Origin of the sequence: Mesorhizobium sp. B2-5-13 (assembly GCF_006440535.1) — a bacterium.
In the GTDB taxonomy this organism is placed as follows: Bacteria; Pseudomonadota; Alphaproteobacteria; order Rhizobiales; family Rhizobiaceae; genus Mesorhizobium; species Mesorhizobium salmacidum.
Window position 1 is genome coordinate 64,124 of record NZ_VFUI01000014.1, and the last position, 23,761, is coordinate 87,884.

At 62.9% G+C, this 23,761-nt stretch carries 28 protein-coding genes and 2 pseudogenes; 21 read left to right on the plus strand and 9 right to left on the minus strand.

Going from position 1 to position 23,761, the window contains the following annotated elements:
* Nucleotides 1-61: 61 nt before the first annotated feature.
* The 7 genes and pseudogenes from FJ434_RS21305 (at nt 62) to FJ434_RS21335 (ending at nt 4,758) form a co-directional block, all read left to right on the plus strand.
* Nucleotides 62-969: pseudogene (locus FJ434_RS21305) on the plus strand (DMT family transporter).
* A gap of 245 nt (nt 970-1,214) precedes the next feature.
* Nucleotides 1,215-2,741 carry an ABC-F family ATP-binding cassette domain-containing protein gene (locus tag FJ434_RS21310; RefSeq protein ID WP_140751101.1) on the plus strand — a complete coding sequence of 509 codons (1,527 nt, stop codon included), beginning with the start codon at nt 1,215-1,217 and terminating at the stop codon, nt 2,739-2,741.
* 129 nt (nt 2,742-2,870) lie between these two features.
* The gene (locus FJ434_RS21315; protein WP_140712812.1) at nt 2,871-3,152 is read left to right on the plus strand and encodes a type II toxin-antitoxin system RelE/ParE family toxin; all 282 of its coding nucleotides are present in this window, start codon (nt 2,871-2,873) and stop codon (nt 3,150-3,152) included.
* Nucleotides 3,153-3,166: 14 nt separating this feature from the next.
* Nucleotides 3,167-3,466: a HigA family addiction module antitoxin gene (locus tag FJ434_RS21320; RefSeq protein ID WP_140504964.1), complete on the plus strand. Its 300-nt coding sequence runs from the start codon at nt 3,167-3,169 to the stop codon at nt 3,464-3,466.
* A gap of 125 nt (nt 3,467-3,591) precedes the next feature.
* Nucleotides 3,592-3,774 (plus strand): hypothetical protein, encoded by a 183-nt coding sequence (locus FJ434_RS21325; protein ID WP_023770253.1) that lies wholly within the window; start codon nt 3,592-3,594, stop codon nt 3,772-3,774.
* 141 nt (nt 3,775-3,915) lie between these two features.
* On the plus strand, nt 3,916-4,332 hold the full coding sequence (locus FJ434_RS21330) for a glyoxalase/bleomycin resistance/extradiol dioxygenase family protein (protein ID WP_027143331.1): 417 nt from the start codon (nt 3,916-3,918) through the stop codon (nt 4,330-4,332).
* Nucleotides 4,333-4,431: 99 nt separating this feature from the next.
* A complete protein-coding gene (locus FJ434_RS21335; protein ID WP_140751099.1) occupies nt 4,432-4,758 on the plus strand; it encodes a DUF1428 family protein in 327 nt (108 codons plus the stop codon).
* Between the two features lie 131 nt (nt 4,759-4,889).
* Here FJ434_RS21335 and FJ434_RS21340 read toward each other — a convergent pair whose 3' ends face one another.
* Entirely contained in the window at nt 4,890-6,530 is a 1,641-nt protein-coding gene (locus FJ434_RS21340) for a tetratricopeptide repeat-containing sulfotransferase family protein (protein WP_140751097.1), read from the minus strand.
* A gap of 258 nt (nt 6,531-6,788) precedes the next feature.
* Between FJ434_RS21340 and FJ434_RS21345 the strand changes: the two genes are divergently transcribed.
* The gene (locus FJ434_RS21345) at nt 6,789-7,406 is read left to right on the plus strand and encodes an NAD(P)H-dependent oxidoreductase (RefSeq protein WP_140751095.1); all 618 of its coding nucleotides are present in this window, start codon (nt 6,789-6,791) and stop codon (nt 7,404-7,406) included.
* 40 nt (nt 7,407-7,446) lie between these two features.
* Here FJ434_RS21345 and FJ434_RS21350 read toward each other — a convergent pair whose 3' ends face one another.
* Nucleotides 7,447-7,845: a Kazal-type serine protease inhibitor domain-containing protein gene (locus tag FJ434_RS21350; RefSeq protein WP_140504955.1), complete on the minus strand. Its 399-nt coding sequence runs from the start codon at nt 7,843-7,845 to the stop codon at nt 7,447-7,449.
* A gap of 582 nt (nt 7,846-8,427) precedes the next feature.
* On the opposite strand from FJ434_RS21350, the gene FJ434_RS21355 reads away from it, so the two are divergent.
* The 3 genes from FJ434_RS21355 to FJ434_RS21365 all read left to right on the plus strand — a co-directional run bounded on the left by FJ434_RS21355 (nt 8,428) and on the right by FJ434_RS21365 (nt 9,798).
* Nucleotides 8,428-8,640 (plus strand): cold-shock protein, encoded by a 213-nt coding sequence (locus FJ434_RS21355; protein WP_006202520.1) that lies wholly within the window; start codon nt 8,428-8,430, stop codon nt 8,638-8,640.
* A gap of 318 nt (nt 8,641-8,958) precedes the next feature.
* Nucleotides 8,959-9,171 (plus strand): cold-shock protein, encoded by a 213-nt coding sequence (locus FJ434_RS21360; RefSeq protein WP_008877668.1) that lies wholly within the window; start codon nt 8,959-8,961, stop codon nt 9,169-9,171.
* Nucleotides 9,172-9,363: 192 nt separating this feature from the next.
* A complete protein-coding gene (locus FJ434_RS21365) occupies nt 9,364-9,798 on the plus strand; it encodes a BA14K family protein (RefSeq protein WP_140712449.1) in 435 nt (144 codons plus the stop codon).
* 198 nt (nt 9,799-9,996) lie between these two features.
* On the opposite strand, the gene FJ434_RS21370 is transcribed toward FJ434_RS21365, so the two are convergent.
* The 3 genes from FJ434_RS21370 to FJ434_RS21380 form a co-directional block, all read right to left on the minus strand.
* A complete protein-coding gene (locus FJ434_RS21370; RefSeq protein WP_140751093.1) occupies nt 9,997-10,635 on the minus strand; it encodes an MBL fold metallo-hydrolase in 639 nt (212 codons plus the stop codon).
* 136 nt (nt 10,636-10,771) lie between these two features.
* Nucleotides 10,772-11,086, minus strand: coding sequence for a hypothetical protein (locus tag FJ434_RS21375; RefSeq protein ID WP_140504950.1), 315 nt, complete (start codon nt 11,084-11,086; stop codon nt 10,772-10,774).
* A gap of 147 nt (nt 11,087-11,233) precedes the next feature.
* Entirely contained in the window at nt 11,234-12,127 is an 894-nt protein-coding gene (locus tag FJ434_RS21380; protein WP_140751091.1) for a branched-chain amino acid aminotransferase, read from the minus strand.
* Nucleotides 12,128-12,390: 263 nt separating this feature from the next.
* Between FJ434_RS21380 and FJ434_RS21385 the strand changes: the two genes are divergently transcribed.
* The 4 genes from FJ434_RS21385 to FJ434_RS21400 all read left to right on the plus strand — a co-directional run bounded on the left by FJ434_RS21385 (nt 12,391) and on the right by FJ434_RS21400 (nt 16,474).
* Nucleotides 12,391-12,924: a MarR family transcriptional regulator gene (locus tag FJ434_RS21385; RefSeq protein WP_181166050.1), complete on the plus strand. Its 534-nt coding sequence runs from the start codon at nt 12,391-12,393 to the stop codon at nt 12,922-12,924.
* Nucleotides 12,911-13,630 (plus strand): response regulator transcription factor, encoded by a 720-nt coding sequence (locus tag FJ434_RS21390; RefSeq protein WP_140504947.1) that lies wholly within the window; start codon nt 12,911-12,913, stop codon nt 13,628-13,630. The genes FJ434_RS21385 and FJ434_RS21390 overlap by 14 nt, the downstream gene beginning before the upstream one ends.
* A 146-nt stretch (nt 13,631-13,776) precedes the next feature.
* Nucleotides 13,777-15,192 carry an ATP-binding protein gene (locus FJ434_RS21395; RefSeq protein WP_140751089.1) on the plus strand — a complete coding sequence of 472 codons (1,416 nt, stop codon included), beginning with the start codon at nt 13,777-13,779 and terminating at the stop codon, nt 15,190-15,192.
* Nucleotides 15,193-15,451: 259 nt separating this feature from the next.
* Entirely contained in the window at nt 15,452-16,474 is a 1,023-nt protein-coding gene (locus tag FJ434_RS21400) for a glycosyltransferase family 1 protein (RefSeq protein ID WP_140751087.1), read from the plus strand.
* 48 nt (nt 16,475-16,522) lie between these two features.
* On the opposite strand, the pseudogene FJ434_RS21405 reads toward FJ434_RS21400, so the two are convergent.
* The 4 genes and pseudogenes from FJ434_RS21405 to FJ434_RS21425 form a co-directional block, all read right to left on the minus strand.
* A pseudogene (locus FJ434_RS21405) lies at nt 16,523-16,620 on the minus strand (IS481 family transposase); the annotation flags it as partial.
* Between the two features lie 224 nt (nt 16,621-16,844).
* On the minus strand, nt 16,845-17,204 hold the full coding sequence (locus tag FJ434_RS21415; RefSeq protein ID WP_140751085.1) for a tRNA-binding protein: 360 nt from the start codon (nt 17,202-17,204) through the stop codon (nt 16,845-16,847).
* Between the two features lie 16 nt (nt 17,205-17,220).
* The gene (locus FJ434_RS21420) at nt 17,221-17,721 is read right to left on the minus strand and encodes a YbjN domain-containing protein (RefSeq protein WP_027143347.1); all 501 of its coding nucleotides are present in this window, start codon (nt 17,719-17,721) and stop codon (nt 17,221-17,223) included.
* Between the two features lie 318 nt (nt 17,722-18,039).
* On the minus strand, nt 18,040-18,342 hold the full coding sequence (locus FJ434_RS21425; protein ID WP_027143348.1) for an accessory factor UbiK family protein: 303 nt from the start codon (nt 18,340-18,342) through the stop codon (nt 18,040-18,042).
* 222 nt (nt 18,343-18,564) lie between these two features.
* On the opposite strand from FJ434_RS21425, the gene FJ434_RS21430 reads away from it, so the two are divergent.
* The 6 genes from FJ434_RS21430 (at nt 18,565) to FJ434_RS21455 (ending at nt 23,601) form a co-directional block, all read left to right on the plus strand.
* Nucleotides 18,565-18,807: a BrnA antitoxin family protein gene (locus FJ434_RS21430; RefSeq protein ID WP_027143349.1), complete on the plus strand. Its 243-nt coding sequence runs from the start codon at nt 18,565-18,567 to the stop codon at nt 18,805-18,807.
* A 127-nt stretch (nt 18,808-18,934) separates the two neighbouring features.
* Nucleotides 18,935-19,795, plus strand: coding sequence for a prolipoprotein diacylglyceryl transferase (gene lgt, locus FJ434_RS21435; protein WP_140712461.1), 861 nt, complete (start codon nt 18,935-18,937; stop codon nt 19,793-19,795).
* Nucleotides 19,792-20,880: a class I SAM-dependent methyltransferase gene (locus FJ434_RS21440; RefSeq protein ID WP_140751083.1), complete on the plus strand. Its 1,089-nt coding sequence runs from the start codon at nt 19,792-19,794 to the stop codon at nt 20,878-20,880. Before lgt ends, FJ434_RS21440 begins: the two co-directional genes overlap by 4 nt.
* Before the next feature lie 102 nt (nt 20,881-20,982).
* A complete protein-coding gene (pgeF, locus tag FJ434_RS21445) occupies nt 20,983-21,777 on the plus strand; it encodes a peptidoglycan editing factor PgeF (RefSeq protein ID WP_140751081.1) in 795 nt (264 codons plus the stop codon).
* Complete coding sequence (locus FJ434_RS21450) at nt 21,777-22,928, plus strand: Xaa-Pro peptidase family protein (protein ID WP_140504935.1); 1,152 nt, start codon at nt 21,777-21,779, stop codon at nt 22,926-22,928. The genes pgeF and FJ434_RS21450 overlap by 1 nt, the downstream gene beginning before the upstream one ends.
* 43 nt (nt 22,929-22,971) lie before the next feature.
* On the plus strand, nt 22,972-23,601 hold the full coding sequence (locus tag FJ434_RS21455; protein WP_140751079.1) for a hypothetical protein: 630 nt from the start codon (nt 22,972-22,974) through the stop codon (nt 23,599-23,601).
* The last annotated feature ends 160 nt before the right edge of the window (nt 23,602-23,761 follow it).

Consider the following 23,761-nt stretch of genomic DNA (forward strand, 5'->3'; position numbering starts at 1 on the left):
AACCTATACGGGGCCTTGCAATTCAGCTCTTTCGCTCCGAAAACCATCAGCCAACTCCCCCATGAAACCCAGAGACATCGCCGCCTACGTCTTCCTGGCTGTCACCTGGGGGCTATCCTTCCTGGTGCTGCTCAAGGTGGTGCATGCCTTTGGCTGGGTCGGCGCGGTCACCTTGCGCGCGCTGATCGCCGGCATCACGCTCGTTCTGCTTGCAGCCGCCACGCGGCGACGGCTGGATTTCAGCGCCGGCTGGCGGCACTTCGCCATGGTCGGCGCAACGACGGTCGCGGCGCAGCTGATCGGTCTGTCCTATGCCACGCCGCGCATCGGCACGGCGATGGCGGCCATCCTGGTTGCCGCGATCCCGCTGTTCTCGATGATCATCGGCCAGCTCTGGGGGCTCGAGCGCATCACTGTTCGCGGCCTTGGCGGGTTGCTGCTCGGCGCTGCCGGCATCATCGTCCTGGTCGGTTTCCCCGCGGTTCCGGTCACCGCTTCCTTTGCGGTCGGCTGTGCCGCCTCGCTGTTCAGTTCCTTCTCGGCGGCGTTCGGCAGCAACTACGCCAATCGCCATTTGCGGTCGGCCGGCTCACTGGAACTCACCAGCGCCGCCTTCCTGTTTGGCGGCCTGATGACGCTGCCGCTGCTGCTCGCCGTGCCGGTGCCGGCAGTGCCGCGCCCTGTCGACTTCCTCTATCTGGCGATACTGGCCTGCGTGATGAGCGCATTGACCTATGTCGTGTATTTCAGGCTGGTGGCCAGCATCGGCGCGACCAGGACCATCAGCGTCGAATTCGCCGTGACCACGATCGCAGTGCTGATCGGCACGATGCTGCTTGGCGAGTCGCTGACCGTCATCCAGTGCTTCGGCGCGCGGTGGCGATCATCGCCGGCTGCGTGCTGGTGCTGGACCCGTTTCCCCGCCGGTTGGAAGCCTTGCCCTTGCCATCGGCCCCGCCTTTGGTGTAACCGGTCCCCATACTCGAACGTCTTGAAAGGAGGGCTAACGTGTTTTTCGATCACCATCGTCAGCGTGGCCCGATTTCCGCCCTGCGAGCTTGCTTGCAGGGCTGACCAGGGACGGTCCGGGTTTTTTCCCGCCTCGATTTTTTGGTCTGCCCTTCGTGGTGCCGCAACGCCTGGCCTGATGACCGGCATGCGCACCGTCAAAGTGCATCGAGCCGGATTTTCCGGACAGACCAGAGAAATCGAACATGGCCCTGATCAGCCTCAAATCCCTCGGCGTTACCATGAGTGCGCCGCTCTTTTCCAATCTCGACCTCAGCATCGGCACTGGCGACCGGCTCGGCATCGTCGCCACCAACGGCCGCGGCAAGTCGACCTTGCTGAAATGCCTGACCGGCGAGCTGGAGCCGACGACGGGCGACATCACCCGCACGCGCGGCCTGCGTGTCGGCCATGTCGAGCAGTCCGTTGCCCCTGCCCTGCTTGGCCGCACCTTTTATCAGGTGGTGGCGGATGCCTTGCCGCCGGAGCAGGCCGACAGCGAGATGTGGCGCGTCGATATCGTTCTCGATTCGCTTGACGTGCCCGAACCAATGCGCGAGCGAGAGATGCAGGCGCTGAGCGGCGGCTGGCAACGGCTGGCGCTGATCGCCCGCGTCTGGGTCACCGATCCCGACGTGCTGTTGCTCGACGAGCCTACCAACCATCTCGACCTCGCCCGCATCAGCCAGTTGGAAACTTGGCTCAACGCGCTGCCGCGCGAGGTGCCGGTCATCATCGCCAGCCATGACCGAGCCTTCCTCGACGCCGCCACCAACCGGACGCTGTTCCTGCGCCCGGAACAGTCGCCGGTGTTTTCTCTCCCCTATTCGCGGGCCAGGGATGCGCTGGACGAGGTCGACGCCTCGACTGAGCGAAAGTTCCAGCGCGACATGAAGGTGGCCCAGCAATTGCGCCGGCAGGCGGCCAAGCTCAACAACATCGGCATCAATTCCGGCAGCGACCTGCTGACCGTCAAGACCAAACAGCTCAACCAGCGCGCGGAAAAGCTCGAAGAGGCCGCCAATCCGGCGCATCGCGAGAAATCGGCGGGGGCGATCAAACTCGCCAATCGCGGCACGCACGCCAAGGTGCTGATCACGCTCGACGACGCGGCGGTCGAGACACCGGACGGCACGCTGCTGTTCAGGACCGGCAATCGCCACATCTGCCAGGGCGATCGCATCGTGCTGCTCGGCCGCAACGGCGTCGGCAAGTCGCGCTTCGTCACCTTGATCCGCAACGCCATTCTCGAGCCGGACACGGTGCGGAATGTGAAGGTGACGCCGTCGACCGTGCTCGGCTACAGCGACCAGGCGCTGTCCGGAATCAGCGGCGACGATACGCCGCTGGCGATGGTCTCGCGCCGCTACGATGTCGGAGAACAGCGCGCCCGCTCGCTGCTTGCCGGCGCCGGCGTGGTCATCGAGATGCAGGAACGCAGGATCGGTGTGCTGTCGGGCGGCCAGAAGGCGCGGCTGATGATGCTGGCGCTGAGACTCGCCAATCCCAGCTTCTATCTGCTCGACGAGCCGACCAACCATCTCGACATAGACGGCCAGGAAGCGCTGGAGGAGGAGTTGCTGAAGCACCAGGCAAGCTGCCTGCTCGCCTCACACGACCGTTCCTTCATCCGTGCTGTCGGCAACCGCTTCTGGCTGATCGAGAAGCGAAAGCTGACCGAGGTCGAGGATCCGGAGAATTTCTTCCGCGAGGTGGCCGAGGGAACCGGCTGAGCGGCGGGACTGATTCATGCCGATGAAGTCCGGCCTGTCGTCGCCAGGCCGGACCTTGGCCTCATTCATGAGGCGCCCTCTTGATTTCCGGAACGTATCATGCCATGGTACGTCCAGCGGAACCCGGGGATGATACGCTCATTCAAGGACAAGACCAGCGAAGCCGTTTCGAACGGCAAGACTCCAAAGGGCTTCCCTTCGGATCTTGTACGATCAGCCCAACGAAAGCTCTACATGATCGACAATGCCGTCGAACTGTCAGATCTCAAGACGCCTCCCGGCAACAGGCTTGAGCCCTTGAAAGGCAACCGCGCCGGTCAGCATTCGATCCGCATCAACGATCAGTTTCGCATCTGCTTTCGCTGGGTGGATGGGCAAGCAGAAGATGTTGAAATAACCGACTACCATTGAAAGGCAGGTCCCAAATGCTTGATATCAACCCGCCTATCCATCCAGGAGAAATTCTCCGCGAAGAGTATCTTCTACCGCTTGGTCTGAAGTCTTACACGCTGGCCAAAAAGCTCCATGTGCCGCGCACCCGCATCGAGCGCCTGGCTAGCGAGACGACACCGGTAACGCCTGATACGGCATTGCGCCTTGCGAAGTTTTTTGGCACCACGCCGCAGTTCTGGATGAACATGCAGGCAAGCTATGACCTCGCCGTCGAGGCGAAGGCCAAGAGAGCCGATCTTGAAACGATCGAACGATTGGAGACTGCTGCCTGAAGTCAGCGCATTGCCGATAACAGAGGCCGCTAAAAAGATTCGGCAATCTGTCGGATCGCCCGTTGCTGCCCCGTCCTTGGGATGCCGACACGATGATGCCGGCGCCAACCCAGGGAGAAGTCGTCATGTCCGTCCTGTCATCCATCGGCCGCATCGCAACCCGGTATGCCGCGGCGCGCGCCCGTCACCGCAGCGAACGCATCCTGCTGTCGCTGCCGGCCGAACTGCGCAAGGATATCGGTTTTCCGGAAATCTTCGATGCCCGCGACAGCCGTCGCGCGGCCACGTCCTCGGCCAAGGTCATATGACCACGGCCTGTACGCCGGTCTCAACAGCCGGCCGGTTGCCCGATAATATCAGGCCAAAAATTTTCGCGACCCTGTAGGATTGGCGTCCTCTCGTCCGTCCTATGGTCCGCAAGGCCAATCCAACGTGAAGAGGAACATGCAATGACCGACCAGACCCCACCCCGGCCAAAAGTGCTTGGCGGATTGACCCCCTATCTGCAGGTCGACGGCGCCAACAAGGCCGCCGAGTTCTACAAGAAGGCTTTCGGGGCCGAGGAAGTCTTTGCCTATCCGGCGGATGAAAAAGGCCGCACCATGCATATCCATCTCTACATCAACGGCTCGACGCTGATGCTCGGCGACGCCTATCCGGAACACGGCCATCCGCACCAGGCGGCGCAGGGCTATACGTTGCAGCTCCATCTCGGCAAGGATGATATCGACGCCTGGTGGAAGCGCGCTGTCGACGCCGGTTGCGAGATCGTCACGCCGCTGCAGGTGATGTTCTGGGGCGACCGATGGGGCCAGGTGAAGGACCCCTTCGGCGTCGCCTGGGCAATGAACGCACCGACGGAATAAGCTTTAGCGTGCGCGCCCTCGCCGAGAGGGATGCGCCCAACCGCGCCGGATCGCATCCCCGCCGATCCGGCGCCTATTTCTAGCAAAGAGGAGACCGCCATGTCCTATGTCGATGGCTTCGTGCTTGCCGTGCCGAAGGCAAATCTCGATGGCCCCATATGGATGGAACACGGCGCGCTCGCCTATGTCGAATGTATCGGCGACGATGTGCCCTATGGCGAGCTGACCTCGTTTCCGCGCGCCGTTCAGGCCAAGGACGACGAGATCGTCGTTTTCTCCTGGGCCGTCTACAAATCCAGGCAGGATCGCGATGCTGTGATGGCCAAGGTGATGGCCGACCCGCGCCTGAAACCCGATTGGGGAACCATGCCCTTCGATGCCAAGCGCATGATCTTCGGCGGCTTCCAGCCCTTCATGGAGCTTTGACGCCAAGCTAGGTCGAGATTGAGGTCAGGCCGAGTCGAGAACGATGGTTTCCGAGAACCGGAACGGAGCGTACGTTTGAGTACGTGAGTACCGGAAGCGCAGGCAACCACCGTTCGCGGGCCGGCCTCACCTCAATATCGATCTAGCTTGTCGAGCAGCGGCTTCAGCCTGTCGCCATAGCGCTTCCACAGATCGACCGAGCCCTGGTACATCGGCTGGCGCACCTGCGCGGCGGATGCCGTGCGCACCGGCCTGTCGGTCTGGTGGAACGACAGCACGGCATCCTCCCATGGCAGGCCTAGATAGTCGATCAGCGCCCGGCTCTGCCCGTCCTGGTCGGCGACGAAATCCTCGTAGCGCACATCGTGCACGACGCCGGGCAGCACCTTGTGCCAGTGCGCCATGATATCGGTATAGAGATTGTGGAAATCGGCGAGCTCGCCGAGGTCATAGCCATAGCGGTGGCTGTCGCCGCGGAAATGCACCTTGTAGATCGACAGGCATGTCGCCGCCGCATCGCGGGCGCAGTGGATGATTTTTGCCTTCGGCAGCATCATGTGGATGAAGCCGACGAGCAGGAAGTTGCCCGGCATCTTGTCGGTGACGTGGCGCATATGCGGATAGCGGGCATGGAGCATGTCGAGATAGGCCTGCCCCGCCTCGGCGAAATCCGCATCGTCCGTGTCGGCCACGCCCCAGGGGAACCCGCCCGGCATGTTCGACGGGAACTGCCTGCCGACCGCCGTCTTCAAGATGCCGAGCTCGCCCGCGCCGTAGACTTGGGCGTGGCTGGCGATGATCTGTTCGACGAGCGTCGTACCCGAACGCGGCATGCCGACGACGAAGATCGGCGCATCGTCGGTGATCGGGCTCGGTCTGTGCTTTTCGAAGAAGCCGGCATCGAACACCGTCTTCATCGCCTCGAATTCGGCACGTGTCTTCACCGGATCATAGTCGATGCCCTTACGGCGGATGGCATTGCCCTCGGCGAAGTAGTCGAAAGCCTTGCCATAATCCTTCAGATCATCATTGGCCTTGCCGAGGCCAAACGACAGTTGCATGCGTGCCAGGCTGTCCTGAGGCGCCTTGGCGTGCTGCGCCTCCATGCCGGCCAATTCGGCATCGCGCTCCTTCTGGCGCTTGACCTGCGTCAGCATCAGCCACGCGCGGGCCATGGCGGGCTGGATCGCCACCGCCTGCCGGAACAGGTCGGCCGCCTCGTCGAGCTTGCCCTTCTCCATCAGCCCGACGCCCAGTCCGTGCAGCAGGTCGGCATCCCTAGGCCGGATGGTCAGTGCCTCTTGGAAAACAGCCAGCGCCTCGTCGAGGCGTCCGGCTTCCTGCAGGGTTTCGGCAAGGCCGATCCGCGCGCGCACGTGGAATGGGTTGCGCTGCACCGTGCCGCGATAGATGTCCTCGGCCTCCTCGAACCGGCCGATCTGCTTCAGCGACGAGCCGAGATTGTCGCGCGCCGCAAGCTGCTCCGGCCGCAGATCAACCGCGCCGCGGAAGAAATCGATAGCCGCCGTGACACGCCCCAGATCGCGCATCACGGTGCCGAGATTGTTGAGGAAGTCGGGATTCGTCGGCTGCAGCTGAACCGACTGTTCCAGGAAATCCATCCCTTCTTCGCTGCGCCCGGTCTGGTGCAACAGCAACCCCAGGAAATGCGCTGCGGCCGCATGTTTGGGCTGACGCGCCAGCACCTGCCGGTAGATCGCTTCGGCCTCTTGCCGGTGCCCGGCCTGGTGCAGTTGCAGCGCCTGCTGCACATACTGGTCGAGGCCCAGCGGCGGCTGGCCTCCCGCGCCAGATTTGGCCGCGCCAGATTTGGCTCCCGCACCCGCCGCTCTTCTCTGATCTCTGTTGATGGGACACCTGCCGTGTTTCTACGCCCCGCGGGACCTAAGCCATGCCGAGGAGAGATTCAAGATGTGGGCGCGGCCGAACGGCCGGGAGCCACAGCAAGGTACGCGCAACCACAAGCCGGTCGCGACGTTGAGCCTGCGCGGCCAAACAGGAGTTGCCCAATGTCCCTTACCGCCTTCTCCATCAATTGCTCGCTGAAAGCCTCGGACGACAGGGAGAAATCGTCAACCGACAAGTTGATAGCCGATCTGCTCGCGGCGCTCAAACCGCATGGCGTGGAAGGCGAGGTCGTGCGCGCGCTCGATCATGACATCAAGCCTGGCGTGCTCTCCGACATGGGCAAGGGCGACAACTGGCCTGGCCTGCGCGAAAAGATCCTCGCCGCCGATATCTTCATTCTCGGCTTGCCGATCTGGTTGGGCCAACCATCGAGCGTCGCCAAGCGCATCATGGAGCGGATGGACGCCTTTCTCGAGGAAACCGACGACAAGGGCCGCATGCCGGCCGCCGGCAAGGTGGCCCTGGTGGCGATCGTCGGCAACGAGGACGGCGCGCATCACTGCCACGCGGAGTGCTTCCAGGCGCTGAACGATGTCGGCTTCACCATCCCCGCCAATGGCGGCGTCTACTGGGTCGGTGAAGCCATGCATGACGTCAATTACGTCGACCTGCCGAAAGCCCCCGACAAGGTCAGCGAAGCCATCGAAATGGCGGCCTCGAACGCTGCTCATCTGGCCGGCCTGCTCAAGAGCAAAGCTTATGTTGGCGTGGAAAAATAATGCGCCGCCTTGCCTTCCCTTCTTGCGGGAGGGCAGAATCTCAGCACGGCCCGTTGCCGACAATGTGGTAGTCCGAGGCACGGGCCTCGCAGGCGTTGGGGAAGGTGCGCATCTCGCCATGCCGGCGGGCGCACACCGGCGCGTATTCGCGGGTGCAGAACGTCTGCTCGCCGCCACCACCACCGCCGTCGCGGCAGGGGCTGTCGCGCACGATGCGGTAACCCGCCCGATCGGCAAGGCAGGCATTGGCGAAGGTCTGGCGATCTGCGCCGCGCCGGGCGCAGACCGGCTCGTACTGCTTGGTGCAGAATTGCGGATCAGGGCGCGGCGGGCGCGGCCCCGGTCCTTCATCGACGACGACCGTACAGGCGGCGAGAATTGCCGATAGGAACAGGATGGTAAAACCCTGCCGTGAGAAGATTGCCGCAAGAAACCTCATGATCGTCTCTCCCTCGATCCCCGTCTCGGTCAATACCGCTCAAAACTGCTTGGCGGTTCGCTGACAATGATATCGATCAAAACAAGATTTAAATCAGTCGCCTATGGCATGATCCTCGCTATTGCATTGCCAATTGCAACCCCGTTCGCGGCCTCTGTCGGGAAATGACCGGGATCAGTGAGGCCTCGCCGCGCGTTGCCGGCAATCATCACTTGTGGCCTATATATGACCACGGCCGTGGGCCGATGACCCCTCGGGCAACGAAGTCTATTTGCAGCCGGTCGACGCCCTGATCGGTCGATTTTTTTGCGTCGGATGCGCTCGTGGCGGCGGCCCGCGGCGCTATCTTGCAACGTTCACGTTTCCGTGCGATAAATTCTGTGTTCGGGCATTTGCGACCCGGAGAGCGGAACGTTTTGGACGACCTTTCCCCGATACTGTGAATCTCTGACGGCCCCGTTTTTCGGCGGGGGGTTTTGACATGCGCCAATGCATGACTGCCGAAGCAACCACCGGGAACTGCCCTCGACGCCAGGTGGCGGGCAGGACCACCAAGACTGAACGGGTGAAGGAGTTTCCCCAATGGCCCAGACCGGCACCGTTAAATTCTTCAATGCGACCAAAGGCTTCGGTTTCATCACGCCCGACGGCGGCGCCAAGGACGTGTTCGTCCACATTTCAGCGATCGAGGCCTCGGGCCTACGCACGCTGGTCGACGGCCAGAAGGTCACCTTCGACGTCGAGCCGGACCGCATGGGCAAGGGCCCGAAGGCGGTCAACCTGCGCGCAGCCTGAGCGATCGGCGCCGCACATCCCAGGCGGATGCGCGATCGAGCAGCTTGATCAGCACCTGGGCCAGGCAGACAGATTTTTGAAAGGCGCGGCGGTTTTCGTCGCGCCTTTTTCATGTCCGTGGCGCAGCATAAACGCATGTCATCTGGAAGTTCATCCGGTCCGGGCCAATGACACGCGTCATAACAAGCACTTAAAGCACGACGTGCTTTAAGTGCCCGGAAAACTTTCACTTGCCGATGGCGCTAAAATAAAGGACAAATTTCCATTCGGGCATTTGCCGGCCCGAGACTGGAGTTTATGGGATCAAAGGAGCTTCCCATGCCGCAGACCGGCACCGTCAAATTCTTCAACCATGCCAAAGGCTTCGGCTTCATCACACCGGATGATGGCGCGAAGGATGTCTTCGTCCATATTTCGGCCGTGCAGGCGTCGGGTCTTCCCGGTCTCGAAGATGGGCAGAAAGTGACATTCGACACCGAGCCGGACAAGCGCGGCAAGGGACCCAAGGCCGTCAACCTGTCGGTCGGCTGAGCCGGCTTCGCACCGACGCCGGCTCCGGCAGGTCTGGTCAGCGCCCCGTAGGCGCGGGTTTGATGTCGAGAAACAAGGCGTGCGGTCAAATTTTCGTTCAGCCCCCGTTCAGCCACGGTCCCATATTAATCATTCGTAAAGCCGGACCGCATCCCCTGCAAAACTGCACGGCCCGGCACGAAGGAGACCAAGATGAACCGAATTTTCAAGACAGCCGTACTGTCCGCCGCCGTGGTCGCCACCACGCTGGGGACCTTTTCGGCGGCCAATGCCGATGACTGGCGCCGTTGGCACCATCACGGCCATGGCCATGGCGATGCTGTCGCGGCCGGCGTTCTCGGCCTTGCCGCCGGCGCGCTGATCGGTGGCGCGTTGGCCAATGACCGGCCGCCGCCCGATTCCGACCGTTATTACGATGACGGCTATTACGATCGTGACGTGCGGATACGCCCGGCCCCGGTGCGCCGCTACTACGTGGAACCGCAGGTGGTCTATGCCGACCGCTATGCCGAACCGTGGACGCGCGGCTGGTACGAGTACTGCTCGGACCGCTACCGCAGCTTCAATTCCCGGACCGGCACCTTCACCGGCAGTGACGGCGAACAGCATTTCTGCACCGCCAACTGAGGCTTCCCTGCCCCAAATAAAAAAGCGCTGACCGCAAGGCCGGCGCTTTTTGCTATCGGCTTGCTAATGCATGTCGCCCGGAAGTGTCCTCGGTTCCGGGATAACGACATGCATAATCAGAAGTTTACAGCAGGTCGGCAATCCTGTTCGCCGCGACATGCTGTAGGCTTTCGAACCCGGAGCCGGTCCAGATCTCATTCAGGTCAAAAACGGATTGGTTCGCCGTTCCTCGCCGAAGCGCCCGCCGGGACCGTGACCGCAAATGAAGCCGATGTCATCGCCAAGCGGCAACAGCTTGTCCTTGATCGAGGCGATGAGTGCCGCGTGGTCGCCGCCCGGCAGGTCGGTGCGGCCGACCGAGCCGCGAAACAGGACGTCGCCGACATGGGTGAATTTGGCGGCGCGGTTGTAGTAGACGACATGGCCAGGCGCATGGCCGGGGCAATGCAGCACCTCGAACACATGGCCGCCAAATGACACCGTCTCGCCTTCTGTAAGAAACCGATCGGGCACGCAATTGCGCACACCGCCGATACCGTAGCGCCTGCCCTGGTTCTCCAGATTGTCGAGCAGCATCTTGTCGGCCTCATGCGGGCCGATGATCTCGATGCCGAGTGCTTCCTTCAACTCCATGGCGCCGCCGGCATGGTCGATATGGCCGTGCGTGATCCAGATCGCCTCGGCCGTGATCGCATTGTCCTTCAACACCCCCAGCACCTTGTCGATGTCGCCGCCGGGATCGACCACCACGCCGTGCTTGTCATCCATGTCGAACAGGATGGTGCAGTTCTGCTGGAACGGTGTGACCGGCACGATGCCGGCATTGAGCTGACCCATGATCGTCCTTTCGCTGTGTCAGCGATCATGTAGAGACATCGGTCAAAACCGTCCACAGCCGGAAGGTCAAACAGTGCGTGTCCAAAAAGAAATGGGCGGCCGAAGCCGCCCATTTGCCAGCCCGAGATTGGCAGGCTTATTTCTTCATGGCGCCCATGACCGCGCCCAGAATGCCGGTCAGGATCGCGCCGCCGCCGGCGCCACCGACGATGTTCTGCAGGTTGAGCGCGCTGCCCAGGCCGCCGGTCGCCGCCGCGGCCGCCGCCGGATCGACGCCGTGGCCGAGCAGGCTGCCGAGGATCGCCGCGCCGCCGACACCGCCGATGGCTCCGCCCAGGATTTTGGGAAGCTGACCCATCGCCGCCGTCTTGATCGCCGCCCCGACCGCCTGACCACCGATAATGCCTGCAATGATCTGAATGATGATCGGAAGAAGCGTGTTCATGTCCATATGATTAGTCCCTCCATAGCTGTCAGCCTCCCGGGCCGACAGCATCATGAGAGACGCCGAATTCGATGAAAGTCAAATGCACAAACGCTGAAATAAAAGGGGCGGCCCGAAAACCGCCCCTGCTTGCCCGAAAAGCTGTGACTATCGTTATTCTGCGGCGATGGCATGCTTGGGTTGAACGGCGATAGAATAGTCGTTCATGAGATTCTTGGCGATCTCGCCGACTTCGAATCGGTAAGGGCCGATCTCCGAAACCGGGGTTACTTCCGCTGCCGTTCCGGTCAGGAAGCACTGCTCGAACCCTTCCAGTTCTTCCGGCAGGATGGCGCGTTCGATGATCTCCAGGCCGCGATCCCTGGCCAGGCCAATGACCGTGCGACGGGTGATGCCGTCGAGGAAGCAGTCGGGCTTGGGCGTGTGGATCTTGCCGTCCTTGACGAAGAAGATGTTGGCGCCGGTCGCTTCCGCGACCTGGCCCCGCCAGTCGAGCATCATGGCGTCGGCATAGCCCTTGGCCTCCGCGGCATGCTTGGACATGGTGCAGATCATGTAGAGGCCGGCGGCCTTCGACCGCGACGGCGCCGTGCGCGGGTCGGGCCGGCGCCATTCCGCCACATCGAGACGGATGCCCTTCAGCTTCTGCGCCGGGTCGAAATAGCTCGGCCACTGCCAGATGGCGATAGCGACATTGATGCGGTTGTTCTGCGCCGAAACGCCCATCTGCTCGCTGCCGCGCCAGGCGATCGGCCTGACGTAGGCGTCCTGGAAGCCCTGCTTCTTCAGGAGCGTGGTCGAGGCGTCGTTGAGCTCGGCCACCGAATAGGGAATCTTGAAGCCGAGCAGGCGCGCCGATTCATGCAGGCGCTCCGTATGCTCGTTGAGCTTGAAGATCTCGCCGCCATAGGCACGCTCGCCCTCGAAGACCGCGCTGGCGTAATGCAGGCCGTGGGTCAGAACGTGGATCTTGGCGTCTCCCCACGGAACGAACTCGCCATTCATCCAGATGAAGCCGTCCAGTTGATCGAAGGGAACGGATGCCATGGTAACCTCCCGCGGACCTCCGTCCGCATATCTCAGTATCGTTGCGTGTTCTTTTTTTGGCCGCGCTATTGCGATTGGCGACGCCGGCCGGTGTCTCGAAGCGTAGGCGGATAATCGCGCTCTGGCAAACTCAGGAAGTTCCGGAAAAACCGGCCTGCCTTGCCTTTTCGTTCGCAATTCGCCCAAAAGCTTGTCAAAAATTACCATTGCAGGGAAATTACGTCAATAGTACTGACATAATCTCCCGTTCCGATGGAGAAATGATGACGGATAAAAGCCCACCTGCCGGAAAACCGATCAGGACCGCGATCACCAGCGAGGACGGCATCGACTTCGCCATCATCGAACTCTTCTTCTTCGCCTATCGGGACTTCACTTCCGATCCCGACCAGATCCTGGCTGATTACGGCTTCGGCCGCGCCCACCACCGCGTGCTGCATTTCGTCAACCGCCGGCCGGGCCTGACCGTCGCCGAACTGCTCGATGTGCTGAAGATAACCAAGCAGAGCCTGGCGCGTGTGCTCAAACAATTGATCGACACCGATCACGTCGTGCAGTTGCAGGGCCCGCGCGACCGCCGCCAACGTGAACTCTATCCGACGGCCAAGGGCCGTGCGCTGGCGCTGGCGCTGGCGCGGCCACAGTCGCGCCGCATCCGTGCTGCATTGGAAGATTGCGGTGCCGCCGAACGGACCTTGGTGGAACGCTTCCTCGAAGCGATGGTCAATCCGGAACTGAGAGCTCAGATCGACGTTGGGTCCGCAAAAATGTCAGGGAAAAGCCATGGAGAGCACTGAGAGGATCGACCAGGCGGCCGCACCGGACGACGATGCGCCGCATCTGCTCGTGGTCGACGACGACACCCGTATCCGCAATCTTCTCAAGCAATATCTGACCGAAAACGGCTTCCGCGTCACCGTCGCCGGCAATGCCGACGAGGCCCGCCGCAAGCTCGCCGGCCTCGACTTCGACCTGCTTGTGCTCGATGTCATGATGCCGGGCGAAAGCGGCGTCGATCTCACCAAGGCGCTGCGCGCCGAGAAGAACGTGCCGATCCTGATGCTGACCGCCTTGTCGGAGACCGACAGCCGCATCTCGGGCCTCGAAGCCGGCGCCGACGACTACCTGCCAAAACCCTTCGATCCGCGCGAGCTGATCCTGCGCATCAACAACATCCTGCGCCGGGGCGGCCCGGCGGCGACGCCCAAGGTCGAACAGTTGGTGTTCGGTCCCTACACCTTCCAGATCGCCAGGCGCGAACTGAAGCGCGGCGGCGAGGCGCTGAAGCTGACCGACCGTGAACAGGAGATCCTGGCGATCTTCGCCGCGCGCGCCGGCGAAACCATCCCTCGCCACGAGCTGGTCGGCGACGATTCGGAAGTCGGCGAGCGCACCATCGACGTCCAGATCAACCGGCTGCGCCGCAAGATCGAGCGCGATCCGTCCAACCCGGTCTGGCTGCAGACCGTGCGCGGTATTGGGTATCGGCTCAGCGTGGAATAGAATACCGGCCGCAGCCCAAGAGCATGATCCCGAAAAGTGCGAACCGGTTTTCGGAAAAGATTATGCTCCAACAAAGAGTTAGATCAGGATGACGATTCAGCCAAACGTCATGCTGATCTAATACCGCCGACGGATGAAAAGAGCCAATGGCGACCACGGAACTGGAACAGCCGGACAATGACGGCTTGAGCGCACGCGCCGCGCGGACGCTCAAGGCGGTGCCGCGCAGCTGGAACCGGTTCTGGCGCCTCGTTTCGCTTTACATGCCCAAGCGCCTCTATGCGCGCTCGCTGATCATCGTCATCGCGCCGATGATCCTTTTGCAGTCGGTCGTCGCCTTCGATTTCATGGAACGTCACTGGGCAACCGTGACGCAACGCCTGTCGCAGGCCACCGTGCGCGACATCGCCGCCATCATCGACCTGATCGAAACCTACCCGCACGACGGCGACTACGCCAACATCATCCGCATCGCGCAGGACCGCATGCAGCTGAAGGTCGACCTCCTGCCGCCCGATCCGCTGCCGCCGCCCGGTCCAAAACCGTTCTTCTCGATCCTCGACGATGTTCTCTCCGCCGAAATCACCCGCCAGATCAACCGGCCCTTCTGGATCGACACGGTCGGGAATTCCAACATCGTCGAGGTGCGCGTCCAGCTTGAGAACAAGGTGCTGCGCGTCTTCGTGCGCCGCAGCCAGGCCTATGCCTCCAACACGCACATTTTCCTGATCTGGATGGTCGGCACCTCGCTGGTGCTGCTGATGATCGCCATCCCTTTCCTGCGCAACCAGATCCGGCCGATCCTGGCGCTTGCCGAGGCGGCCGAAAGCTTCGGCAAGGGCCGGCCGATGCCGCGCGATTTCCGCCCGCGCGGGGCCGAGGAGGTGCGCCGCGCCGGCTTTGCCTTCATCCAGATGCGCGAGCGCATCGAGCGTCAGATCGAGCAGCGCACGGCCATGCTGACCGGTGTCAGCCATGATCTCAGGACCATCCTCACCCGCTTCAAGCTGCAGCTGGCGCTGGCCGGCGGCAAGGCCGAGACCAAGGCGGCGCTGGACCAGGACATCGAAGACATGCAGTCGATGCTGGAAGGCTATCTCGCCTTTGCCAAGGGCGAGGCGTCGGAGGATCCGGGACGTTTCGATCTCGAAGCCTATTTCCAGAAGCTCGGCGAAGAAGCGAACTTGCGCAAATGCAGACTGTCGACGACGCTTTCCGGCGATCCGACCGTGCATGTGCGGCCGAACGCCTTCGCGCGGCTGCTGTCCAATATCATCGGCAATGCCTTCCGCTATGCCCGCACCGTGGAGGTCGCCGCCAACCATGGCCGCGGCTCGCTTCTGGTCACCATCGACGATGATGGGCCAGGTATTCCGACCGACAGGCGCGAAGACGTGTTCAAGCCCTTCGTGCGGCTCGACGCGGCCCGTAACCTTGACGCCAGCGGCACCGGGCTCGGCCTGTCGATCGCCCGTGACATCGCCCGCAGCCATGGCGGCGACATCACGCTCGACGACAGTCCGATGGGCGGCCTGCGCGTCGTGATCAAGGTTCCGGCCTGATTTCTATTTGACTATCCGGGCAAGATCTTGCCTGAAAACCGGTTTCGACTTTTCGGGACCACCGTCTGCTTCATCCGCCCGTCATGAAACCATGGTCAAGAGTGCGCATGAAGCGCGCGACCGCACTTGATTCGTCCTTGCCGCCTCACTTCGACCTCGTGCCCGTCAGGGTGCGCTGGAGCGAAGCGAGGGCGGCCGCATGGTCGCCGTTCCGGCATCGTTTCAAGGCAACCGCCGACCTCCGGAGCAAAGGGCCGCCATGCGCATATTGATGGTCACCGACGCCTGGCGCCCGCAAGTCAACGGCGTCGTCCACACGCTGGAGCGGCTAACCGAGACCCTGAAATCCTTCGACGCCGCGGTCGAATTCCTGACCCCGAACATCTTTCGCACCCTGCCCTTGCCGACCTACCCCGACATCCGCCTGGCGCTGACCACGCCCGGCCATGTCGCGCGCCTGATCGATGGCTACAAGGCCGACCACATCCACATCGTCACCGAGGGACCGCTGGGCATCATGGCGCGGCGCTATTGCCGCAATGCCCGCCGGCCGTTCACCACCAGCTATCACACCCGCTTTCCCGAGTATCTCAGCGCCCGCCTGCCGGTGCCCGAGAGCTGGACCTATCGCTGGCTGCGCGATTTCCACAATTCGGGCCAGGGCACGCTTGTCGCCACCCAGTCGCTCGCCGACGATCTCACGGCGCGCGGCTTCAACAAGCTCAGGCCCTGGACGCGCGGCGTCGACACCGAGCATTTCCGGCCCGACAAGCGCAAGGACCTCGGCTTTCCCGGCCCGGTTTTCCTGTGCGTCGGCCGCGTGGCCATTGAAAAGAACCTCTCCGCCTTCCTCGATCTCGACCTGCCGGGCAGCAAGGTGATCGTCGGCGAAGGTCCGGAGCTTGCCAAGCTCAAGGCCAAATATCCCCAGGCGCATTTTCTCGGCCATCGTCCCAATGACGAACTGGCCGAAGTCTACGCCTCGGCCGATGTCTTCGTCTTCCCCAGCCGCACCGACACCTTCGGCAACGTCATCATCGAGGCACTGGCCAGCGGCACGCCGGTCGCCGCCTATCCGGTGACCGGGCCTATCGACATCGTTGGCGACGGCTTTGGCGGCGCGGTTTCGAACGACCTGCGCGAGGCGGCACTTGCCGCGCTCGACATCAGCCGCGACCAAGCCCGCGAGCGCGCCACGCGCTACAGTTGGAAGGCCAGCGCGGAAATGTTTCTCGACGCGGTCGAGGAAGCGCTCGGCGTGAAGCGCACGATCGCGGCCTGACAGGGTCGACACAGCCGAGCCGCCGCGGGCGAGCTTTAGCTAGGTGTGGTGTGGCCGGTGCCAATTGTAGCGATGAAGCCATCGTGGCAGTCTGCGGTGCGTTCATGACAAGTGTTGTAGGCTCGAGCATAAGCCCATTCGCGCAGAGTCGGAGGTTTGCTCCTGATTCCGGCGGATGCGGCGTCGCCTTCCTTCCTGAACCTTGTGCTGATGCATTTTGGACTGGCGTGGCCGTCCGACGTCCTGCATCTTGTGCTCTCAGCCGCAACGGTCGGAGCCATTCTCGGCGCGTTTCGGCCTCCAGCTATCGCGTCAATTCAATCGGCCGCGACGCCGTGATGGCGTCTGCCGGGGCTTCCTGCCCGCTATTTCAGAATAGCCGCCCGCCGTCCGGCACCTTGCGTTCGATGGCGCCCAACACGACGGCGCCCTCTTCATCGGGGAAACCGAGCGTCAGCACTTCCGACATGAACGGGCCGATCTGGCGCGGCGGGAAATTGACCACCGCTAACACCTGCCGGCCGATCAAAGTCTCGGGCGTATAATATTTGGTGATCTGCGCCGACGACTTCTTGATGCCGATCTCGGCGCCGAAATCGATCTTCAGCCTGAAGGCCGGCTTGCGCGCCTCCGGAAACGGTTCAGCCTCGACGATCGTGCCGGCGCGGATGTCGACACGATCGAAGTCGGCAAAACTGATCTCGGGCTTGCGCTCGTTGCTGGAACTCATGTCGAACGCTTCTTGCTCAGGCGTTGCCGAAGGTCTCGAACAGCACGCCGGCCAGCGCGTCCTTGGCCGAGGTTCCCGACCAGACGACGAACTGGAAAGCCTGGAAGTAACACTCGCAGGCTTCCAGCGCCGAGGACAAAAGCACTTCGACCTGCTGGCTCGATGGTTCGACCCCGCCGGCCAGGAGCAGCGACTGGCGGAACATGATCGCGCCTTCCTGCTCCCAGAGGTCGAAATGGCCGAACAGCATCTGTTCGTTGATCAGCGACAACAGCCGCATCACTTCCAGCGTGCGGGTTTCCGGCACCTTGATGTCGAAGGCGCAGGCCAGGTGCAGCGCCTCGAAATCCTCCATCCACGAGAAGGAGACGTGATAGTCGGTCCAGCTGCCGGCAACCGAGATCGAGATTTCGTCGTCGCCGGCCCGTTCGAAGGACCAGTCATTGTTGTGGGCCACCTGCTCGATCACATCCACCGGATGGATTTCGCGGGAAAATTCGAGTTCGAGAAGTTCCATGGAATGCTTCCTGTGTTCAGGGGGAGCGCCACACGCTCCGCGGGGCACACACGACGAACAATCTTGTCTAGAACTCGGACGGCCGGGACTTCTCAACGCAAAGACCCCAGACCGGACCCCACCGCCCGGCGCATGACCCCTGCTCCGAATCATGCAACAAATTCAGTCTATTGATCGGGAGTCGCGTGAACAGCCCAATTTTCGCACTGCGTCATTCGCATGTGGAAAGGTGCCTGCCACAAAGAGTCACGCAATGCCGGTAAGCGATTCACGGCAAAGCGATTTTCAGGCTGGTGCTTTGTGGAAAAGTTTAACGAATTATTTTTTCGGCTTGGGCTTCGCCGGAGCCGCAGGTGTAGCCTGACCGGTCAGTTCGGCGATCCTGGCCTCGAGCGTCTCGATGCGCTCGGCGAGCCTGCCGTTCTCTTCTCTCGCCTTGGCCGCCATCTCGCGCGCGGCCTCGAACTCCTCGCGCTGCACGACATCCATGGAGTTGAGGATGCGTTCCGCTTGGCCCTTGAAGGCCGTCTCCACCTCGCGCCGCACACCTTGAGCGGCACCGGCGGCATCGGTCATCAACTTGGCGAATTCATCGAGAATGCGGTTCGGTCCGGTCGACATGGCAGATCCTCGCTTGCATGATTTGAATTAGTGACGTGGCGCGAGGAATGCAAGAACGTTGGGCGTTGGTGCGGCATCTGCGTTGCTATGGCGCACAACCGCATGGCGACTGCCGCGTCCTGCGGGAGGCTCCCGAACGCTCCGAAGCTGTACTTGGTGGTGGCAAGTCGCCTATTGTGACGCCCTCGTCTCCCTTCAGGCACGTTCAACCCGGGATAACCAATGGCAACGCCCCCGCGCAGACCGACAAATCCGATGGAAGCCGCCGAAGCTGTCTTCAAGCCGGTGAAGAAGCCGGCACCGGCCCCGCCTCGCGAACCCTCCACCGCCCCGAATGTCCGCGAGCTTGTCTCGATCAGGATCGACCGGGCCGTGCTCGAGCATTTCCAGGAAGATGGCCCAGGCTGGCAGGACAGGATCAACGACGCCTTGCGTGAAGTGGTGGCCGGCAAGCCCAGGGGTTGAGGACATCCATCCGCGCGACGGATCTTGAAGCGATCCCGTTCACCAGCCATGGACGGCCGTGCCCTTGCCTTGACCCTGCCAAAACCCTGCCGCATGGTCCGCGCCGATCGCAACCGAGAGCTCCCCGTTGAACGAGTATTTCCTGCTGCCGCTGGCTTCACTGCCTTTCCCGAACATCAACCCGATCCTCATCCAGATCGGGCCGCTGGCGGTGCACTGGTACGGCATCGGTTACATCGTCGGCATCCTGTTTGCCTGGTGGTATGCCAAGCGGCTCGCCGCAAATCCGAAACTCTGGCCCGACGGCGTCCTGCCGATGAAGCTGGAGGACCTCGACGATTTCATCGTCTGGGCGGCCGTCGGCGTGGTTCTGGGCGGCCGCACCGGCTATGTCCTGTTCTATGACCTGGCGCGCTATATCGCCCATCCTCTCGATATCTTCGCCGTCTGGCAAGGCGGCATGTCCTTCCATGGCGGCCTGCTCGGCGTCATCCTGGCCATGACGCTGTTTTCCTTTAAGCGCGGCATCCGCACCTGGTCGCTGTTCGATGTCGTGGCGGCCGGCGTGCCGGTCGGCCTCGGCCTCGTGCGCGTCGCCAACTTCATCAACTCCGAGCTCTGGGGACGGCCGACCGACGTGCCCTGGGCGATCGAATTCCCCAATGGCGGACCGTTCACCCGCCATCCGAGCCAGCTCTACGAGGCCTTGCTCGAAGGGCTGGTGCTGTTTGTGGTGCTGCGCATCCTCACCCACTCGCGCCTCAAGCTGAAGACGCCGCGCTTTGTCGGCGGCGCTTTCATCTGCGGCTACGGCCTGTCACGAATTTTCGTCGAGTTCTTCCGCGAACCCGACCAGCAGCTCGGCTATCTCCTCGGCACAAACTGGCTGACCATGGGCATGATCCTGTCGACGCCGATGGTGCTGGCCGGCATCTGGGCGATGGCCACAGCCAAGCCGGTGAAGCAAGTGCAGCCGCAGGCGACATGACGCGACTGAAATCCCGTATCGTCGACCTGATCGAGGCGGTGGGTCCGATGCCCATCAACGAATATATGGCGCTGTGCCTGTTCGATCCGCGCGACGGCTACTACACCACACGCGAACCGTTCGGCGCGGCCGGCGACTTCATCACCGCGCCGGAAATCAGCCAGATGTTCGGCGAACTCGTCGCCGTCTGGCTCTATCAGGCTTGGGCAGCGATCGGCCGGCCGATGCCGGTCACCGTCGCCGAGATCGGCCCTGGCCGCGGCACGCTGATGAAGGACATGCTGCGCACCTTGTCGCGGCTCGACCCCGCCTTGGCCAATGGCGCCGCCTTCGCCATGATCGAGACCAGCCCGCGCCTGACGGAAATCCAGAAACAGACGCTCGGCGCGACACCATTCGCTGTTTCATGGCACGAAACCATCGACACGCTGCCGCGGCAACCACTGCTGATCGTCGGCAACGAACTGTTCGATGCCATGCCCATCCGCCAGTTCGTCCGCGCCGGCGCCGAGTGGCGCGAGCGCATGGTCGGCCTGGACGACGCGGACAATCTTTGCTTCTTCGCGGGCGTCGGCTCGGTCGACCCGACGCTGCTGCCCGGGGATGCAGCCGACGCGCCGCAAGGCGCGATCGTCGAAATCGCGCCCGCCCGCACCGCCCTGATGGCGGCCATCGCCGAGCGCATAGCCGCTCATGGCGGCGCCGGGCTGTTCCTCGACTACGGCCATCTGCGGCGCGGGGTCGGCGACACGCTGCAGGCCTTGCGCCGGCACAATCACGAAGATGTGCTGGCCAATCCCGGCGAAGCCGACCTTACCTCCCATGTCGATTTCGCCGCCCTTGCAGCGACCGTGCGCGCGTACGGTCTCGACGCCTACCTGTCGACGCAGGGCAATTTCCTGCTCGGCATGGGCATTCTGGAGCGTGCCGGCCAGTTGGGCGCCGATGCCGGCCAGGCAGCACGCGACAAGATATCAGATGCCGTCGAGCGCCTCGCCGGCCCGCGAGCCATGGGCGAACTCTTCAAGGTCCTAGCCGTCGTTCCGCGCGGCGTCGCCGTCAGGTCCTTCGCCACGGCGGATTGACTTTTCGTCGCTACCCCTCCCAATCTCCCGTCCGGTAAAAGACGGCCGGACCGCCGGCCGCTTTTCCTTGACGAAACCGCCCACACGGACAACAACGCCCGCATGCTGAATCAGACCAAACCGGATCCCGTTCGGTCGCCGCTACTGGACCAGGCGCAGGCACAAGGCATCCGCCACGGCTACTTCACCCGCATTGGCGGCGTCTCCACGGGCATCTACCGGGGCCTCAACATCGGCACTGGGTCGGATGACGACCAGGCGCTGGTCGCCGAGAACCGGGCCCGTGTCGCCGCCTGGATGGGCGTGCCCGCAAGCCATCTGCTGACCGCCTGGCAGGTCCATTCACCCAACGTCGTCATCGCCAGGGAACCCTTCGCCGGCGAGCGTCCCAAGGCCGATGCCATCGTCACCGACCGGCCGGGCATCGCCATCGGCGCCTCGACCGCCGATTGCGGCCCGGTTCTGTTCGCGGATGACGGCGCGCGCATCATCGGCGCGGCGCATGCCGGGTGGAAAGGCGCTTTCACGGGCGTACTCGAAAACACCGTTGCCGCCATGGAGAGCCTCGGCGCCCGTCGCGAAAAAATCGTTGCCGTGCTTGGCCCTTCGATCAGCCCCGACAATTACGAAGTGGGGCCGGAATTCGTCGCCCGCTTCGTCGATGCCGACAGTGAAAATGCACGATATTTCGTGCCTTCGGCACATGCCGGCCATTCGATGTTCGACCTCAACGGCTATACGATCGACCGGCTGGCCAAGGCCGGCGTTACGGCCGAAGGCCTTGGCCGCTGCACCTATGCCGAGGAAGATCTGTTTTACTCCTACCGGCGCACCACGCACCGTAGGGAACCCGATTATGGCCGGCAGGTTTCGGCAATCGTTTTGGAGAAGGTATAATGGCGCTGCATTTTGAACGATCGGAATTCGACGCGCGGCGCGACCGGCTGATGATCGAGATGGCCGAGAAGAAGCTCGACGCCATCCTGCTGTTCGCGCAGGAAAGCATGTACTGGCTGACCGGCTACGACACGTTCGGCTTCTGCTTCTTCCAGTGCCTGGTGGTGAAGGCCGACGGTTCCATGGTGCTTCTGACCCGTTCGGCCGACCTGCGCCAGGCCCGCCAGACCTCGATCATCGACAACATCGTGCTGTGGACCGATCGCGACGGCGCCAATCCGGCCGTCGACCTGCGCAACCTGCTCAACGAACTCGACCTGCTCGGCGCCCGGATCGGCGTCGAATACGACACTCACGGTCTGACCGCCTATAATGGCCGCCGCCTGGACGAGCAGTTGCAGACCTTCGGCCAGATCGCCGATGCCTCCGGCATCGTCGGGCGGTTGCGCCTGTTCAAGAGCCCGGCCGAGGTCGCCAAGGCGGAGAAGGCCGCCAATCTGTCCGACGACGCGCTGGACGCGGCGCTGCCGCTGATCAAGCAGGGCGGCGACGAGGCCTTGATCCTCGCCGCCATGCAGGGCGCGATCTTCGCCGGTGGCGGCGACTATCCGGCCAACGAGTTCATCATCGGCTCCGGCGTCGATGCGCTGCTGTGCCGCTACAAGGCCGGCCGCCGCAAGCTCACCAAGAATGACCAGCTGACGCTTGAATGGGCAGGGGTCTTCCATCACTACCACGCGCCGATGATGCGCACGGTGCTGACCGGAAAGGTCTCCAAGCGCCATCAGGAGCTGTTTGATGCGGCACGCGCCGCCCTTCTGGCCGTCGAAAAGGCGATGACGCCCGCAAACACCTTCGGCGACGTGTTCGACGCCCACGCCCGTACCATGGAAGCGCACGGCCTGACCAAGCACCGGCTGAACGCCTGCGGCTATTCGGTCGGGGCCCGCTTCACGCCGTCCTGGATGGATATGCCGATGTTTTACCAGGGCAATCCCGAACCGATCGCGCCGAACATGACGCTGTTTGCCCATATGATCATCATGGATTCCGAGACCGAGACGGCGATGACGCTTGGCCGCACCTACCTGACCACCGAATCCCAGCCGAAGCCGCTGTCCCGCCATGATCTCGACTTGATCGTGCAGTGAATCCATAATGGGAGGCGTTCTTCGCCAAGGAGTTAGAAGGCAAATGAGACGATCGCATGTGACGACCGTGTCATTGCTTGTGGCATTGGCTTTGGCTGCCTGCACCAACGCAAAGGACGTCCTCGAGCCTTCCGCCATCACCCCGCCGGCGGCTTCGACGCAGCCGGCAACGCAGGGCAGCTCGGCGGGCACCGTTCCCGCCCCGGCGCCATCTACGGCCGCGACGGCCACCACGACAGCGGGCGCACCCGCCGCCGCGCCCGTCACCTCCGCCCAGGCTGCCGCCATCCTGTCGAAGACCCGGCTGCAGATCGCGCCGATCGTCGGCGCTTCGGTGGAAGCCGCCACGCCGCTGACGGCGGAACTGCAGACACGCGCCAGGCAGCGCGGCATCACGCTGGCCGGCAGCCAGGACCAGACCGCCACCCATGTGCTCAAGGGTTACTTCTCGGCGATGACGGAGGGCAAGGACACCACCGTCATCTATGTCTGGGACGTCTACGACCTATCCGGCAACCGGCTGCACCGCATCAACGGCCAGATGAAGGCGCCTTCGACCGGTTCCGGCGCCGGCGCCGACAGCTGGAAGTCGGTCTCGCCAGCCACCATGCAGGCGATCGCCGACCAGACCATCGACCAGTTCGCGGCCTTTCTCAGTGGCAAGGCGAGCTAGCCCAGAACCCAAAAGTAGAAAACGGTTTTGGGAAAATCCGGATGCTCGAACGAGCAGAGGGAGCAGCGGAAGTCCGCAGCTCTCCGCTGCCAGTCGGTGATGGCTAACAGTTTTCGTGAGCTTAGCCGGCGGATTCACGATCTCGACGCTTGCAATACCG

What these genes read in the sequence shown, in the direction of transcription:
- FJ434_RS21310 (WP_140751101.1), top strand. Translation starts at nt 1,215, where the DNA reads ATGGCCCTGATCAGCCTCAAATCCCTCGGCGTTACCATGAGTGCGCCG.
- FJ434_RS21315 (WP_140712812.1), top strand. Translation starts at nt 2,871, where the DNA reads ATGATACGCTCATTCAAGGACAAGACCAGCGAAGCCGTTTCGAACGGC.
- FJ434_RS21320 (WP_140504964.1), top strand. Translation starts at nt 3,167, where the DNA reads ATGCTTGATATCAACCCGCCTATCCATCCAGGAGAAATTCTCCGCGAA.
- FJ434_RS21325 (WP_023770253.1), top strand. Translation starts at nt 3,592, where the DNA reads ATGTCCGTCCTGTCATCCATCGGCCGCATCGCAACCCGGTATGCCGCG.
- FJ434_RS21330 (WP_027143331.1), top strand. Translation starts at nt 3,916, where the DNA reads ATGACCGACCAGACCCCACCCCGGCCAAAAGTGCTTGGCGGATTGACC.
- FJ434_RS21335 (WP_140751099.1), top strand. Translation starts at nt 4,432, where the DNA reads ATGTCCTATGTCGATGGCTTCGTGCTTGCCGTGCCGAAGGCAAATCTC.
- FJ434_RS21345 (WP_140751095.1), top strand. Translation starts at nt 6,789, where the DNA reads ATGTCCCTTACCGCCTTCTCCATCAATTGCTCGCTGAAAGCCTCGGAC.
- FJ434_RS21350 (WP_140504955.1), bottom strand. Translation starts at nt 7,845, where the DNA reads ATGAGGTTTCTTGCGGCAATCTTCTCACGGCAGGGTTTTACCATCCTG.
- FJ434_RS21355 (WP_006202520.1), top strand. Translation starts at nt 8,428, where the DNA reads ATGGCCCAGACCGGCACCGTTAAATTCTTCAATGCGACCAAAGGCTTC.
- FJ434_RS21360 (WP_008877668.1), top strand. Translation starts at nt 8,959, where the DNA reads ATGCCGCAGACCGGCACCGTCAAATTCTTCAACCATGCCAAAGGCTTC.
- FJ434_RS21365 (WP_140712449.1), top strand. Translation starts at nt 9,364, where the DNA reads ATGAACCGAATTTTCAAGACAGCCGTACTGTCCGCCGCCGTGGTCGCC.
- FJ434_RS21370 (WP_140751093.1), bottom strand. Translation starts at nt 10,635, where the DNA reads ATGGGTCAGCTCAATGCCGGCATCGTGCCGGTCACACCGTTCCAGCAG.
- FJ434_RS21375 (WP_140504950.1), bottom strand. Translation starts at nt 11,086, where the DNA reads ATGGACATGAACACGCTTCTTCCGATCATCATTCAGATCATTGCAGGC.
- FJ434_RS21380 (WP_140751091.1), bottom strand. Translation starts at nt 12,127, where the DNA reads ATGGCATCCGTTCCCTTCGATCAACTGGACGGCTTCATCTGGATGAAT.
- FJ434_RS21385 (WP_181166050.1), top strand. Translation starts at nt 12,391, where the DNA reads ATGACGGATAAAAGCCCACCTGCCGGAAAACCGATCAGGACCGCGATC.
- FJ434_RS21390 (WP_140504947.1), top strand. Translation starts at nt 12,911, where the DNA reads ATGGAGAGCACTGAGAGGATCGACCAGGCGGCCGCACCGGACGACGAT.
- FJ434_RS21395 (WP_140751089.1), top strand. Translation starts at nt 13,777, where the DNA reads ATGGCGACCACGGAACTGGAACAGCCGGACAATGACGGCTTGAGCGCA.
- FJ434_RS21400 (WP_140751087.1), top strand. Translation starts at nt 15,452, where the DNA reads ATGCGCATATTGATGGTCACCGACGCCTGGCGCCCGCAAGTCAACGGC.
- FJ434_RS21415 (WP_140751085.1), bottom strand. Translation starts at nt 17,204, where the DNA reads ATGAGTTCCAGCAACGAGCGCAAGCCCGAGATCAGTTTTGCCGACTTC.
- FJ434_RS21420 (WP_027143347.1), bottom strand. Translation starts at nt 17,721, where the DNA reads ATGGAACTTCTCGAACTCGAATTTTCCCGCGAAATCCATCCGGTGGAT.
- FJ434_RS21425 (WP_027143348.1), bottom strand. Translation starts at nt 18,342, where the DNA reads ATGTCGACCGGACCGAACCGCATTCTCGATGAATTCGCCAAGTTGATG.
- FJ434_RS21430 (WP_027143349.1), top strand. Translation starts at nt 18,565, where the DNA reads ATGGCAACGCCCCCGCGCAGACCGACAAATCCGATGGAAGCCGCCGAA.
- FJ434_RS21440 (WP_140751083.1), top strand. Translation starts at nt 19,792, where the DNA reads ATGACGCGACTGAAATCCCGTATCGTCGACCTGATCGAGGCGGTGGGT.
- pgeF (WP_140751081.1), top strand. Translation starts at nt 20,983, where the DNA reads ATGCTGAATCAGACCAAACCGGATCCCGTTCGGTCGCCGCTACTGGAC.
- FJ434_RS21450 (WP_140504935.1), top strand. Translation starts at nt 21,777, where the DNA reads ATGGCGCTGCATTTTGAACGATCGGAATTCGACGCGCGGCGCGACCGG.
- FJ434_RS21455 (WP_140751079.1), top strand. Translation starts at nt 22,972, where the DNA reads ATGAGACGATCGCATGTGACGACCGTGTCATTGCTTGTGGCATTGGCT.